At 39.8% G+C, this 13,733-nt stretch carries 13 protein-coding genes; 3 read left to right on the top strand and 10 right to left on the bottom strand.

Annotation, left to right across the window (positions count from 1 at the left end):
• Nucleotides 1–226 precede the first annotated feature (226 nt).
• Nucleotides 227–1,732 carry a sodium/proline symporter PutP gene (gene putP / locus FM107_RS10105; protein ID WP_086948377.1) on the top strand — a complete coding sequence of 502 codons (1,506 nt, stop codon included), beginning with the start codon at nt 227–229 and terminating at the stop codon, nt 1,730–1,732.
• Between the two features lie 37 nt (nt 1,733–1,769).
• On the opposite strand, the gene FM107_RS10100 is transcribed toward putP, so the two are convergent.
• From FM107_RS10100 to FM107_RS10090, 3 genes are all read right to left on the bottom strand, one after another.
• Nucleotides 1,770–3,632: a CocE/NonD family hydrolase gene (locus FM107_RS10100; protein ID WP_086948376.1), complete on the bottom strand. Its 1,863-nt coding sequence runs from the start codon at nt 3,630–3,632 to the stop codon at nt 1,770–1,772.
• A gap of 136 nt (nt 3,633–3,768) precedes the next feature.
• Nucleotides 3,769–4,641, bottom strand: coding sequence for a succinate--CoA ligase subunit alpha (gene sucD, locus FM107_RS10095; RefSeq protein ID WP_086948375.1), 873 nt, complete (start codon nt 4,639–4,641; stop codon nt 3,769–3,771).
• An 80-nt stretch (nt 4,642–4,721) separates the two neighbouring features.
• Nucleotides 4,722–5,255 (bottom strand): RNA methyltransferase, encoded by a 534-nt coding sequence (locus FM107_RS10090; RefSeq protein ID WP_086948374.1) that lies wholly within the window; start codon nt 5,253–5,255, stop codon nt 4,722–4,724.
• A gap of 424 nt (nt 5,256–5,679) precedes the next feature.
• On the opposite strand from FM107_RS10090, the gene rpsT reads away from it, so the two are divergent.
• Nucleotides 5,680–5,934, top strand: coding sequence for a 30S ribosomal protein S20 (gene rpsT / locus FM107_RS10085; protein WP_086948373.1), 255 nt, complete (start codon nt 5,680–5,682; stop codon nt 5,932–5,934).
• A 101-nt stretch (nt 5,935–6,035) separates the two neighbouring features.
• Here rpsT and FM107_RS10080 read toward each other — a convergent pair whose 3' ends face one another.
• Together FM107_RS10080 and FM107_RS10075 are read right to left on the bottom strand one after the other, a co-directional pair.
• Nucleotides 6,036–6,881, bottom strand: coding sequence for a DUF1080 domain-containing protein (locus FM107_RS10080; RefSeq protein ID WP_086948372.1), 846 nt, complete (start codon nt 6,879–6,881; stop codon nt 6,036–6,038).
• A gap of 16 nt (nt 6,882–6,897) precedes the next feature.
• The gene (locus FM107_RS10075) at nt 6,898–7,713 is read right to left on the bottom strand and encodes an AraC family transcriptional regulator (protein ID WP_086948371.1); all 816 of its coding nucleotides are present in this window, start codon (nt 7,711–7,713) and stop codon (nt 6,898–6,900) included.
• Nucleotides 7,714–8,040: 327 nt separating this feature from the next.
• On the opposite strand from FM107_RS10075, the gene FM107_RS10070 reads away from it, so the two are divergent.
• Nucleotides 8,041–9,531, top strand: coding sequence for a succinate CoA transferase (locus tag FM107_RS10070; protein ID WP_086948370.1), 1,491 nt, complete (start codon nt 8,041–8,043; stop codon nt 9,529–9,531).
• 93 nt (nt 9,532–9,624) lie between these two features.
• Here FM107_RS10070 and FM107_RS10065 read toward each other — a convergent pair whose 3' ends face one another.
• The 5 genes from FM107_RS10065 to FM107_RS10045 form a co-directional block, all read right to left on the bottom strand.
• On the bottom strand, nt 9,625–10,203 hold the full coding sequence (locus FM107_RS10065) for a hypothetical protein (protein WP_086948369.1): 579 nt from the start codon (nt 10,201–10,203) through the stop codon (nt 9,625–9,627).
• Between the two features lie 235 nt (nt 10,204–10,438).
• Nucleotides 10,439–11,395 (bottom strand): glycerophosphodiester phosphodiesterase family protein, encoded by a 957-nt coding sequence (locus FM107_RS10060; protein WP_086948368.1) that lies wholly within the window; start codon nt 11,393–11,395, stop codon nt 10,439–10,441.
• Nucleotides 11,379–11,900, bottom strand: coding sequence for a shikimate kinase (locus FM107_RS10055; protein WP_086948367.1), 522 nt, complete (start codon nt 11,898–11,900; stop codon nt 11,379–11,381). Before FM107_RS10055 ends, FM107_RS10060 begins: the two co-directional genes overlap by 17 nt.
• The gene (locus FM107_RS10050; protein WP_086948366.1) at nt 11,900–13,096 is read right to left on the bottom strand and encodes a BT_3928 family protein; all 1,197 of its coding nucleotides are present in this window, start codon (nt 13,094–13,096) and stop codon (nt 11,900–11,902) included. Before FM107_RS10050 ends, FM107_RS10055 begins: the two co-directional genes overlap by 1 nt.
• 4 nt (nt 13,097–13,100) lie before the next feature.
• A complete protein-coding gene (locus tag FM107_RS10045) occupies nt 13,101–13,646 on the bottom strand; it encodes a DUF1599 domain-containing protein (RefSeq protein WP_086948365.1) in 546 nt (181 codons plus the stop codon).
• Nucleotides 13,647–13,733: the final 87 nt, after the last annotated feature.

Here is a 13,733-nt window from a genome sequence, read left to right as displayed (position 1 = left end):
TGCCGTAACAGGTGGGAGAGTAGGTCGGTGCCTAATTTTATAGAATGCCCCTTCAATAATTGAAGGGGCTTTTTTATGCCCTCTTTTTTTTCCTTTGAAGTTTAATTTTTTCTTTTGACTGTTGGGGCTTGTTAAAAGGATTAATATTTTAAAGTCTAACGGTCAATTGGTTTGTTTTCTGCATGCGATGCCTAATAACCTCAGATTGACGTAAACAAAGAATTTTATGAATGTATACGAGCAAATTTCTATTGGATTGTACATGTTGTTGATGGTTGGAATTGGAATCTATTCTTACCGAAAATCTTCAAGCAGTTCCGATGATTTTCTGATTGGCGGGAGGCAGATGGGTGCAGCTGTAACAGCTCTTTCTGCGGGTGCCTCAGACATGAGTGGCTGGCTCCTAATGGGTATCCCCGGAGCGATGTACTATTCGGGCGTATCTAGCGCCTGGTTGGCAATTGGCCTTACCTTTGGGGCATTTTTAAATTATATTTTGGTAGCTCCCCGCCTACGTGTATATACGGAAGTTGCAAAAAATGCAATTACAATTCCTGTTTATTTTGAGAATCGTTTTCACGATAAGAGTCAACTCTTAAAATTAGTTTCCTCGCTTTTTATTCTTGTGTTCTTCACGCTCTATACATCTGCGGGTATGGTAGCAGGTGGGCGGCTTTTCGAGTCCGCATTTCATATGGATTATCAGACAGGTTTATATGTAACGAGTTTCGTGGTCGTATTGTACACATTTCTCGGCGGGTTTCTTGCAGTGAGCTTAACAGATTTTGTGCAAGGCACTATCATGGTAATAGCGTTGTTGATGGTACCTGTCGTTGTTTTATTCAGTACCGGCGGGGTATCCGACGCCCTTTCTACAATTGAAGCTAAGGATCCTTTGAAATTAGATCTATTCCGGGGAGCGACAACGATTTCTATAATCTCCTTGCTTGCATGGGGTTTGGGATATTTCGGGCAACCACATATATTAGTGCGATATATGGCCATTGAACATATACGTGACATAATAAAAGCCAGACGAATAGGTATGACATGGATGATATTAACCGTACTAGGTGCAATAAGTGTTGGTTTTTTCGGTATCGCTTATCTGATGCAATATGATCAAGAAACGATGCGCGCATTTGATTCATCAAAGGAGCTTTCGGAAACCATATTTATTTTTCTATCACGATCACTTTTCCATCCCTTTATTGGTGGTTTATTATTATCTGCCATTTTAGCAGCGGTGATGAGTACAATCTCGTCTCAGTTGCTTGTGACGTCGAGCTCATTAACGGAAGATATATACCGTACATTTTTTAATAAAAATGCAAATCCGAAGTCACTTCTGTTCGTTAGCCGTTTATCAGTGCTTGTCGTCGCGGTTATCGCTCTATTGCTTTCGTTGACACCTTCAGAAAGTATTCTCAATATGGTTGGCAATGCTTGGGCAGGTTTCGGTGCAGCCTTCGGTCCGTTGGTACTGCTTTCCTTGCTTTGGAAACGTACAACCGGCCTAGCAGGGTTATTAGGGATGATTGTGGGGGGCACGACGGTGTTAGCATGGGTTTATATTCCACATGATTATAAAGCGATTTACGAAATTATACCCGGGTTTATTTTAAGCTTTTTGACTATTGTTGTTGTCTCTTTAGTTTCTAAACCCGTCTCAAAGGAAATTGTAGATGAATTTAATGAAGTAAAAGCAATCACAGACAAGTATATGAAATAAACATAAATATTTCCTATGCGTGCGTACGGGAACGTTTTTAGTTTATCACGTTGAATATTAATTTACTTGGTTTGTTTGGATCGAAGTATAAACGGTGTGTATTTTTGATATAGTCTTCATCGGTAGCTTCAAATTCATTCATGAACCGGTTGGGATTTTGTGCTACTAATGGGAACCATGAATGTTGAATTTGGACCATAAGTTTGTGACCTTTTTTAAAGGTATGCGCGATATCAGGAAGTTGGACTTTTACGGATGTTTTCTCTCCTGGTTTAAATGGTTTTGGCTCGCTAAAGCTATCTCTGAATTTTCCGCGCAGTATTTCTCCTCGAACGAGCATTTGATAACCGGGCATTATCGTCTTTTTATTTCTGGGCGATGATGCCGCACTTGTATCCGGGTAGACATCAATTATTTTCACGATGAAATCAGCATCGGTGCCGCTCATAGATACAAGAAGATCGGCTACGATTGGCCCCGCGATAGTCAGATCTTCGTGCAGTTCATCGGTTTGAAATACAAGAACGTCTGGTCTGTTTGATACGAAGCGTTGATCTTCAATCATATATTCTCGTGTCCGTTCACTAATGATCCCTTCTTGGAATGGGACTGGTTTTTTCGGATCGCTCACGTATTCGATATAGTCTTCCTTTTCCAGGGAATTTGAAGCGCTCAATTTCATTTCAGGAGTTAAGTATAGATTTTGCTTGTGGGTTTCACGCGGCGGCCATTGATCTAACTTTTTCCAGTTATTTTCCCCGGTAAAAAATATCGTTGCTTCCGATGGATTGAATGTTCCTTTACCTTTTAAATAATGCTCAAAAAATGGAAGTTCGATTTCCCGTTGGTAGTAAAGGCTAGTCTTACTGTCGAAGTTAATATCGCCAAATGACTCTCCTTCGGAGCGTACCCAGCCGCCGTGAAACCAAGGGCCTACTACCAATATATTATTTGCTTTTGGATCACTTTTTTCAATTTGCTTGTAGCTTTCAAACGTTCCATATGCATCTTCGGCATCAAAAAAACCACCAACGATCATCACGGCCGGTTTTATTTCGCCGAGGTGTTCAGTAATTGTACGACTGATCCAGAAGCTATCCCTCGTATTATGTTTTTCCAGATCGTCCCAGAACTTTACCGTATGGCTAAGGTGTGTTTTTTTGAGTTTTCGGATATTCCGATTGTCATTGAAAAATTTGTAGTAATCAGCTCCGGTCAAAGAAAATCCCTCCGGCAACGAGGGATCGGTGTTCGTAATAGGTTTTGGTCGTCGCGCATCGAACGTATACATAAAGCGAAATGCATCCATTAAAAACAGTGCGCCACCATGCCGAAAATCGTCGCCAATGAACCAGTCTGTTACAGGAGCTTGTGGAGACACAGCTTTTAATGCTGGATGTGAGTCAATTAGACTAGCTGTTGAGTAAAACCCCGGATATGATATTCCATACATACCAACTTTGCCATTGTTATTTTTAACATTTTTTACGAGCCAATCAATCGTGTCATAAGTGTCGGTGCTTTCGTCGATTTGGTGCTTATTTGTTTTTGTCGGACGGATATTTTCAAAAACGCCTTCACTCATCCACTTACCTCGGACGTCTTGGTAAACGAATATATACCCTGCTTTGGCCATGTCGGGAAAGTTCCCCAGAGACGGTTTGAATTTATCTTCACCATACGGGGCGACGGTATAAGGTGTACGGTTTAGTAATATTGGGTACTTTTCATTTTCAGATTTAGGAATATAGATACTCGTAAATAATCGCGTACCGTCGCGCATAGGTATATAACGTTCGATCTTATTAAAATTTTGTTTTATATAGGTCTCATCGATTGTTTGTGCGTAAATCGACAGGCTTAAGATGATCCAAACGACTAATAAGAAATGCTTTTTCATTGGTAGGGTAATTTTTTCTGAATTTAACAAAAATTCTCAAAATGTTGCACATGATCACATCATTATCATTGAACACCTCAAAAAAAACAAAGGCTACCCGTTCGGATAGCCTTTGTTATAAATATGTGTATGGAAATTACTTCGCTAATTCTTCGGCGATAGCAACACCAATTTCTGCAGGAGATTCTACAACACGAATACCACACTCGCGCATGATTTTCATCTTAGCGGCCGCAGTATCGTCTGCTCCCCCAACGATCGCACCAGCGTGGCCCATACGACGTCCTGGAGGCGCTGTTTGTCCAGCAATGAATCCAACGACAGGTTTTGTTCCGAATTCTTTAATCCAGTTAGCAGCTTCGGCTTCCATGCCGCCGCCGATCTCTCCGATCATAATGATACCCTCAGTTTCAGGATCGTTCATTAATAATTCAACAGCTTCTTTTGTAGTAGTCCCGATGATAGGGTCGCCTCCAATACCAATTGCAGTTGTGATACCTAAACCAGCTTTAACTGTTTGGTCAACGGCTTCATAAGTTAATGTTCCTGATTTGGAAACCACACCTACTTTTCCTTTTTTAAAGATAAAGCCCGGCATGATACCAATCTTAGTTTCCTCAGCGGTGATGATACCCGGACAGTTTGGTCCAATTAGACGCGAGTCCTTATCGCTCAAGTATGATTTCACTTGAATCATATCTTTCGTAGGGATCCCCTCTGTGATACATACAATAACACCGATACCCGCTTGAGCAGCTTCCATGATCGCATCAGCGGCAAATGCAGGCGGAACGAAAATAATTGAGACATTTGCGCCGGTTGCTTCTACTGCGTCTTGGACAGTATTAAATACCGGACGATCTAAGTGCGTTTGACCACCTTTACCTGGGGTAACTCCACCAACTAAATTTGTGCCGTACTCAAGCATCTGAGAGGCGTGATAAGTACCTTCATTTCCGGTAAAACCTTGTACGATTACCTTAGAATCTTTATTTACTAATACACTCATTTTTTCTGTTTTTTTGCAAAGCAAATCTACTATTTTGCAACGACTTCTAGAAATTAAGCTGACGCTATTAAGCCATTTTTTTAGAAAAGCTTCAACTTTTGCACGAAATGCCACAAAACGATGCCTATCGTCACAGAAACATTTAAAGAATGTTTCGTTCCGAATTGTGGAATTTCAATACAGGCATCAATTTCAGTCATTATTTCATCGGATACCCCATGTACTTCATTGCCAAAAATAAATGCATATTTTTCTTGATTTTTTGGTGAGACATCTTGTAGGGCTTTACTACCGGTAGCTTGTTCAATTGCTATTATTTTATATCCTTCATTTTTTAATTGGACGACTGCCTCTTCGGCACTTTTTTGATATTCCCAATCTACCGAGTCCGTTGCACCTAGGGCCGTTTTTTCGATTTCTCGATGTGGGGGAGTACCTGTGATACCACACAAGATGATTTTTTGGACCGCAAAACCGTCTGCCGTTCGAAACGCAGAACCTACGTTATGCATACTACGCACATTATCTAAAAGGATAACTATAGGGGTTTTATCTTGATTTTTAAAGGAATCAACATCAGGCCGATTTAATTGTTCCATTGACAACTTTTGCATGTAAAATTATATTTAGAGGCACAAAAATAACCATAATAATTGGATATGTTCGTTGACGCCTCCTTTCTTTATGTAGCGCACTGCATTTGTGGAGTTGAGTAATACCCAGATATTTAAGATTTCTAGCCTTTGGAATGCAATGCAGGAGAAATTCGACTATATGGAAAGTTGAAAAGAACAGGGATGCTCTATAATTCATGAATGTTGTGTTGGTTACGGTCGAAAAATGTCGTATCTTTGTGTTTAGGGATGCAAATATTCTTTCGAACATTAAGAGATGAAGTAAGGCGTGTTTTGTTGGTTTTTTGACTAAAAAAAATAAACTTATGAAGTAAATTCAAAATAGATTTTGAATAATGAAAATAACATCTTATTTTTGCATTCCGAAATTGACATAAGAATATAAAAAAATAGCTAAGAAGAAATGGCAAATCATAAATCAGCGATTAAGAGAATCAGAGCAAACGCAGCGAAACGTTTAAGAAATCGTTACCAAGCAAAAACTACCCGTAATGCAATCAAGAAGTTACGTACCACTACGAGTGTTGATGAGGCAAATGCTTTATTACCTAAAGTGGTATCAATGCTCGATCGCTTAGCTAAAAAGAACGTGATCCACAAGAGAAAAGCGTCTAACAACAAAGCAAAGTTGACAAAATTCGTTAATAAGTTAGCGTAAGCTTTTTTCTCATTAGAACTTATATTGGGATGAATTAAATTTCATCCCTTTTCGTGTTATAAACAAAGCCGAATGTGTGATGCATTCGGCTTTGATACGTATTATAGAATTTTATTAATCGCTTCGTCTAGCTTTTGTTTGTCATTTTTGTAAGGGGCCAGATCGTAGAGTTCAACCTTCCGAAAATCAACGGGGTGACTTTCACTTTGAAGATATATAAACCCTCCATCAAGAGATTTACCGTCTTCTTTCTGTTTTGGATCGAAATTATTAACGTTGTCTCCGCCAATTTGAGGTTTGTTATATTCTAATACGACTTGATCGTCGAGGATGTGTTTGATCACGGAATCCCCCAATACAATGAACTCAGCCGTAACCCACTCATCTCCATGATATGTTTTTGAAGTTGAACTCTGACAGTGTGGTGTGAAGAGTTTGTCGGCGATCACGACGTTCGTTCCCGGGGTGCATAAATTCGATGTCGTACGTTCGTCCGTGCCATTTCCACCTAACAACTGTCCTTCGATAGAGATTGGGAAATCTTGATCTTTTAACATCGTGTTTGGGTCCTGTCCATGTAACATAGCTCCACTGTTGCGCCATGCCCAGCCTTCTCCGCCCTTGGTTTGTTCATCTACGAAGCGGTATTCTAAACGTAAAACGTAATAGCTGTACGGCGTATTAAATGCTAGGTGACCATATTGCTGATTGAAATCGTCATAGCCATCGTAGCGCACCTTTAGTAGCCCATCTTCTACTCGGAAGGTATTTGCATAATTGTCGCCTGGTTCGTGTAATCGAATTTTAGGTGTCCAATCCTTTATGTCCTTCCCATTGAATAGTTGTAAAGGCTTTGGAATGTTATTCATTGCGGTATCGGTCCGTTGCAAGGCACAGGCAGTAAACAGTGTTGTGGCCGCGATCAATGATAAAAACGTTAGCTTCATGTGTTAGGTTTAAGTTTTAAAATAATAAATTTTTGTTTTTTATATATTCGCTGGGTCTTACCCCAATAATTTTATTAAAGGTATTGCTAAAAGTTGGTAAGCTGCTGTATCCGACGCGCGTAGCGACTTCATTTACGCTTAATTTTTCGTCCAAGAGAAGTTTGAGTGCGGTAAGCATACGTAATATGGTATAGTATTGTATAAACGACATATTGAGTTCCCGTTGAAACAATCTGGCTAATGTACGTTCACTTAAGTCAAACTGGTTAGCTAAGTTTTTAAAACCGACGTTATCATCAATTCGCTCCTCCAAATAGGCGACAATTTCATTCAATTTTTCGTGCTTGGGATACGGAAGGGCTAAGGGAAGTTCTGTTTTAGATACCTCTGGTAAGATTAGTTTAAATGTTTTGGCTATTGAAAACTTTGGTTCTTCGGTAGGGAATATATTTCCATTCCAACGGTTTGTGAACATGATAAATTCAATAAGAAAATCGTTGACCGGGTAAATGTGTACTTTATCGAAGAATATTGGGTCCGTTTCAAATCTCGGGAAATATAGATTTCGCATAATCACCTGTGGACTGCTTGGATGGATGCTATGGACAATTCCCGCGGGTATCCATATGTAATGCCGGGCAGGTAAGAAATAGGATTTCTGTTCGGTTTTAAGAAAAACAACACCGCCTTCCGTGTATAAGAACTGACCTTTGTCATGTTTATGGTCGGTTATTATTTTTTCTCTCATCATTGCGTGGTGGCAATATATGCTATCATCGAACGAATCGACTTCGGTCATGTAATATTTGTCGATATACATTTTGCTATCCATAGTTTTATCCTAATTCGCCGCGTAAATTTCCTGTTTTTAAATGGAATTAGCAAAAAAGTGAGTGTATACTTACGTGATAACCCTCTTTTTTGAAACTCAAAAGTAAGTGCTGACTTCTTATTTTCTTTATTAACTCGTTGATTTGCAGGTTTTTATCATTTAGATTATTTGTTGAAGTTAGTTGTATATATTTATATATCAGTCTTTTGTAGTTTTGTTGTATAGTTTAATAATAATATGGCAAAATTTAATAAATTACATGTTTAAAATATGCTTAATATTGTTGTAGATATCCTCGAAAGGTACAGGGTGTTATTGTAAGTTACTATGACTGAAGAAAGAATACTATTTGAAAAACTAAAAGATCGCGTCATGACCGTCGAACAGGCCGTTCAATTCTTTGAAACGAATATGGTCGTTGGTTCAAGTGGTTTCACAAAAGCAGGCGACAGTAAAGTTATTTTACCCGCGTTGGCCGATAGAGCGAAGACTGAAGATATCAAAATCACCTTGATGACAGGGGCTTCATTAGGTCATGGTACCGATGGCAAACTTGCCGAGGCCGGCGCGTTACTAAAGAGAATGCCATTTCAGGTTGATCGAATACTACGTGACAAAATTAATCAAGGCGAGGTATTATTTATTGATCAACATCTTAGCGAAGCAGCAGAGCTATTGCACAATAGGAACTTGCCACCAGTTGATATTGCAGTACTAGAAGTTGCATTTATTGATAGAGACGGAAGCTTGGTTCCGACGACTTCTGTTGGGAATTCGGCTACATTTGCTGAGCTGGCAACTAAGGTGCTTCTCGAGATTAATACAGCCGTACCAATGGATATTTATGGGATTCATGATATTTATAAGGCAGAGGACTACCCGCATAGAAATGTCATTCCGATTGTAGCACCGTGGAATAAGATTGGCCGTAAAACAATTCCCATTGACCCGGAGAAGATTGTAGGTATTGTTTTCACGGATAAAGTAGATAGTCCGGCAGATATTGCTAGTCCAGACGAGAAGACCGTTTCGATCGCGAAACATATATTAGATTTTTTTGAAAATGAGGTGCAATTGGGTCATTTGACCGATCGACTTTTACCCATACAGGCTGGGATCGGAAAGGTTGCAAATGCGGTGTTGACTGGGTTCAAGAATAGTAATTTTTATGACCTGACAATGTTTTCGGAGGTCCTACAGGATAGTACGTTTGATTTAATCGATTCGGGCAAACTTTCCTTTGCGTCGGCTTCATCGATCACAGTATCTGAAGAATGTTACAACCGTGTGATTAATAATCTTCAGAAATACCGAGAAAAAATGGTACTACGCCCGCAGAACATATCTAATACCCCGGGTTTAATTCGTAGGCTTGGCGTGATCGCGATCAACACAGCTATCGAGTTTGATATTTATGGTAATGTAAATTCAACGCATATCGGCGGGTCAAAAATTATGAATGGTATTGGCGGCTCGGGCGATTTCGCACGAAATGCTTACCTCAGCGTTTTTGTTACCCAAGCGGCATCTAAGGAGAATAGAATTTCACATGTTTTGCCGATGGTTTCCCATGTAGACCACACCGAACACGACGTTGATATTTTAGTTACCGACATTGGGCTGGCTGATTTACGGGGACTTGCGCCTAGAGAGCGGGCTCAAAAGATCATTGAAAATTGTGTGCACCCAAATTACAAAAAGGAATTGCAATCTTATTTTGATCGGGCATGCCAAAGAGGGGGGCATACGCCACACCTATTGGAAGAGGCTTTTAGCTGGCACTTGCGCTTATCGGAAACTGGATCCATGAAAGAATAGTGGGAGCACAGATCGAGTTACTACACAAAAGAAACAGAGCTTCGTCCCTCGCGGACGGCGCTCTGTTTGCAACTATAGTGTAATTAAGCTTTCTTAGCGGTTTCCAGGTAGATAAATTTGGAACCCCAGTCCCACACCCAACCCTGTCGCTTTGTCCCCAAGGTTCACATTTGCTTTCGTGTAGTTATATCCGAGTGTTGCTTCTAATGCTACTGATTGCGTAATGAAATGTGCGTAACCAACATTTGCACCGATTGCTAAGGATACATCATTTCCTGCAGAACTACCCGCGATACCGATGTCTCCTTGCGTAAAAAACCTACTTGATTGAGTTGCTCCGCCAGGGAAATAGTACCGTACAAATGGTGCAATCCCATATCCCCATTCGTTGTCCATGTCTTTTACAGCGGTGAACCCTAAATTAGCTTGAGCGCCAATTGCTAGCCCGTCACTAACGAAATATCCCGCCCGAGGTTGTATTTGGATGTTAAAAGCTTCTCCTTCAAAACTGTAGCCAATATTACCCAACGATCCACCAATCATCCAATTTCCCCTTTTAATAGGTTCTAAACCGACATTTGCAGAGGTTTGGGGTGTAGTTTCGATACGTTGTGCCTGACTACTGAAGGTATAGCCTAAAATTAGTGCTAATAAAATTGTAAATTTCTTCATGATTTTTCTTTATTGATTATAGAAAGAACAACAACGTTTGAAAAAAGTTTGATTTACGAGCTATATTTGTGGCTCTTTAGCTACTAAAAATATGAAAGGCGTATAATTTTATTATACATCTTGAATATGCGTACGTAGAATAATATGGTAAAGTCGAAACTATTTGTCATGAGGTGAAACCCACGTCGGGACTTCGGTATTTGCGAGGAAAGTATTTACCTGTATTGCTGAAGAGTTAATTGATATACGGGGAGGAAAGATTTCGTTTTCCGATATAATAATTTAGTACTTTCGCCGCTTGTATAGGGCGATTGGTGCTAAGTATATCGGCTCCACTTTCTAGATAATCGGCGTAGACTTGATCTCCTCTATGCGTCGCTAAGCGGTCTAAGTTTCCAATTGTTCCCAATATACAAAGGATGCCATGTTCATGCAGAAAGGATGTCAATTTTTTATTAGGTTTACGTGTACCGATAAACGCTACGATGCGCGTGTCAGGGATTTTGCGATCACTTAAACGAACCAAGTCTTCCACGGTTTTTATTGAGGCGGAAATCATAAGTTCAGGAGCTAAGTTGTGTACAATTGCAGCTTGCCCGGTACTGTAGGTGATGATGATTGCGTGTGCTTCGGCACCAGCGTTTCTCACTTCATTAATCACTAAGTTATAAGGAACATTTTTTTTGACGTCGAGCGTGAAAATCACTTTCCCTACCCCCCAGTCTAAAGCTTCTTCAAGAGTTGGGACCCGGAATGGTGTAAGAGTGCCGTCATTGTCCTCAAGGTGTAGTTTTTTAATTTCTGCCAGTGAGTGCTCGTTAACTTTTCCTTTCCCCGTGGTTGTCCTTTCAAGTGTTTCATCATGCATTAATACCAATGCTGAATCTCTGGTTAAAGCAATATCGCACTCGATGATGACAGGCATTTTTGTTGCGATATGTTGAAATGTTTCAATCGCGTTTTCAGGGTAGCTTTCCGTGGGGCCGCCTCGATGTGCGCTAATCAACGGTACGCGCCGTTCCGAGTAGGTTAAAAACTTGTATAGATCATCCGTACTTGACAGATTAAAACGGCCTTCTTCCGTATTATTCGAACTTGGTTGTTCGCCCGTTGATTTGATCTTGAAGCAACTTGTTGCAGTCACTGTCGTAATTGCAAATATGACTATCAGAAGGCTAAATGTTCGCTTCATAGCTTTCTATCGATTGGCATACGATTTCGATCGGCGTATTAATTTGATCAATATGGATATGCGCCTGTTGATAGTAGGGCGCACGTTCGTTTAGCTTATTTTCGATAAACGCTAAAAGTTCTTTTCCTTTTAGTCCGCCTAATGCCGGACGACTTTCTATATTTGATTGCTGTAGCCTGGCATATAGTGCCTTGGGAGTTAAATGGAGGTACAATGCAACTCCGTTGTTTCGTATCCATGCCATATTATCGAAATAACACGGGCTACCTCCACCTGTTGAGATCACCGTGTCGCTTTCGTTTTGTTCCTTTAGTATTCTACTTTCCAATAATCGAAATTCGTTTTCCCCGAATGTGTTGAAATACTCGGGAATCGACATGCCGATGACCTGCACAATCTTTTCGTCTAGATCGATAAATCTTTTATGAAGTTGTCTAGCGAGTTTTTTACCTAATGTGGTTTTACCGCTACCCATAAATCCAATCAGAAATATTGGTTTGTCCATTATTTTACGATATATTTTTCAATTTCTGCTTTCGAAGGAAAGCTTAGCTTTGACCATTTTTTTATCACCACACCGTTTCGAAGTAGTAGCACACCCGGGTTTGAACGCACCATACTTTTCAAAGGAATCGCATCGGCATAGAAAATCTCCAATACTAGGTCCATTTCTTCATTTAATCCGTTTGCTATTTGTGCCGAACTCGCCGTTAAAAGTATCGCTCTTAAATTGTTGTCCGTCGACAGATCGCGAACGGTTGTGTTTATCCGGTCTAGTGCAATTATATCGGTAAGTGAGAGTTTGTTGATGTAGGTGCTCACTACGATGAAATTATAATACGGATTGCTAACGATTTCGTCAGTTACTTCGTTACCGTCAGCGTCGGAGATATAAAGATCGGGAATCGGTATTTCATACCCTTTCTTTACCAATTTAGATTCTGGTTCGCCTACAACCTCCAAATTATCGTCTTCCCAAAGCCCATTCATATACTCTTTATCGGTGACCTTTTTCACTTCACCAGTCTTCTTGTTTTTTAATTTATAGATGTATTCAAATACATCACCTTGTTCGCCCTCTGGTAATATCATTTGTTCTGGAATACTACTTCCTTCTTTGTAAGGTAGGAAATCGATAAATGGCAGGAAATTTACCGTGTAAATCCCCGTTCCGAATGAAACGATGACGAGAAGGAGTACCACTAATTTTCGTGTGGTACCTTGTGGGATAATGGGCTGTATCCTGTTTTTGTATTTAAAAATGACAAGAATAAAAGCTAAGAGTATCAGATCTTTTATAAATGATTGCCATGGTGTAAGTGGAATGGCATCACCAAAACAGCCGCAGGAAGATACAACCTCGAAAAAGGCAGAATAGAAGGTTAAGAACGTGAAAAATATAATTAGTACCAGCAAGCCAAGTGCGACCTTACGCTTGTATACTCCTAAGAGTAAAAATGCCCCTAATATAATTTCTAATCCACAAATTACGATAGCGATCCAAGTGCTGTAATTGTTGAGACTGTCTAAATTGAATACCAAAAAATATTCTTCCAATTTATAACCAAAACCGGTTGGATCGTTTGCTTTTATAAAGCCCGAAAAAATAAAAAGAAATCCCACAAACAATCGACTGAAACCTAAAATGAGATCAATGGTGTTTAATTTTCTTTTTTGTGTTGGGTTGAAATTTGTTTCCATGTTGTTAATCTTTTTCAGCTACATCTAATTTTATAAGCGCGAATACCGCGTAATTTAACATGTCTTGATAATTCGCCTTCAAGCCTTCGGAAACCAATGTCTGTCCATTATTATCTTCAATTTGTTTGACACGATGGAGTTTCATTAATATTAAGTCTGTTAATGAGGAAATACGCATTTCACGCCATGCTTCTCCATAGTCGTGGTTTTTTGCAAACATTAAGTCGCGTGTTTCGTTCACCATTTGATCATATAAGTTTTCAACAGTATGATAAGGAAGGTTTTCCGGACTATCTTCAGGAAGTTCAAGTTGTATCATAGCCATTATACTATAATTGACTATCGCCACATACTCATCTAAAATCCCTTCCCCGACTTTAGATACTTTTTTTTCTTCTAAGGTACGGATGCGCTGTGCTTTGATGTACAGTTGATCGGTGATGGAGGATACACGCATTATTCGCCAGGCCGTACCATAATCTTTTGCCTTCTTTAAAAAAAGATCTTTGCAGTAACTAATGACGGTATTGTATTGGGCTGTTGTATCCATATATTGTGGTGTCGTGTATTTCGTTTCCAACAAATATAAACAGAATATGTTACTTGGCTAGGCATGGGCGTTGTTGGAAAGTTAACT

The organism is Sphingobacterium sp. JB170 (assembly GCF_900163865.1).
GTDB lineage: Bacteria > Bacteroidota > Bacteroidia > Sphingobacteriales > Sphingobacteriaceae > Sphingobacterium.
This window is presented reverse-complemented; position numbering and strand designations above follow the sequence as displayed.

What these genes read in the sequence shown, in the direction of transcription:
- putP (WP_086948377.1), top strand. Translation starts at nt 227, where the DNA reads ATGAATGTATACGAGCAAATTTCTATTGGATTGTACATGTTGTTGATG.
- FM107_RS10100 (WP_086948376.1), bottom strand. Translation starts at nt 3,632, where the DNA reads ATGAAAAAGCATTTCTTATTAGTCGTTTGGATCATCTTAAGCCTGTCG.
- sucD (WP_086948375.1), bottom strand. Translation starts at nt 4,641, where the DNA reads ATGAGTGTATTAGTAAATAAAGATTCTAAGGTAATCGTACAAGGTTTT.
- FM107_RS10090 (WP_086948374.1), bottom strand. Translation starts at nt 5,255, where the DNA reads ATGCAAAAGTTGTCAATGGAACAATTAAATCGGCCTGATGTTGATTCC.
- rpsT (WP_086948373.1), top strand. Translation starts at nt 5,680, where the DNA reads ATGGCAAATCATAAATCAGCGATTAAGAGAATCAGAGCAAACGCAGCG.
- FM107_RS10080 (WP_086948372.1), bottom strand. Translation starts at nt 6,881, where the DNA reads ATGAAGCTAACGTTTTTATCATTGATCGCGGCCACAACACTGTTTACT.
- FM107_RS10075 (WP_086948371.1), bottom strand. Translation starts at nt 7,713, where the DNA reads ATGGATAGCAAAATGTATATCGACAAATATTACATGACCGAAGTCGAT.
- FM107_RS10070 (WP_086948370.1), top strand. Translation starts at nt 8,041, where the DNA reads ATGACTGAAGAAAGAATACTATTTGAAAAACTAAAAGATCGCGTCATG.
- FM107_RS10065 (WP_086948369.1), bottom strand. Translation starts at nt 10,203, where the DNA reads ATGAAGAAATTTACAATTTTATTAGCACTAATTTTAGGCTATACCTTC.
- FM107_RS10060 (WP_086948368.1), bottom strand. Translation starts at nt 11,395, where the DNA reads ATGAAGCGAACATTTAGCCTTCTGATAGTCATATTTGCAATTACGACA.
- FM107_RS10055 (WP_086948367.1), bottom strand. Translation starts at nt 11,900, where the DNA reads ATGGACAAACCAATATTTCTGATTGGATTTATGGGTAGCGGTAAAACC.
- FM107_RS10050 (WP_086948366.1), bottom strand. Translation starts at nt 13,096, where the DNA reads ATGGAAACAAATTTCAACCCAACACAAAAAAGAAAATTAAACACCATT.
- FM107_RS10045 (WP_086948365.1), bottom strand. Translation starts at nt 13,646, where the DNA reads ATGGATACAACAGCCCAATACAATACCGTCATTAGTTACTGCAAAGAT.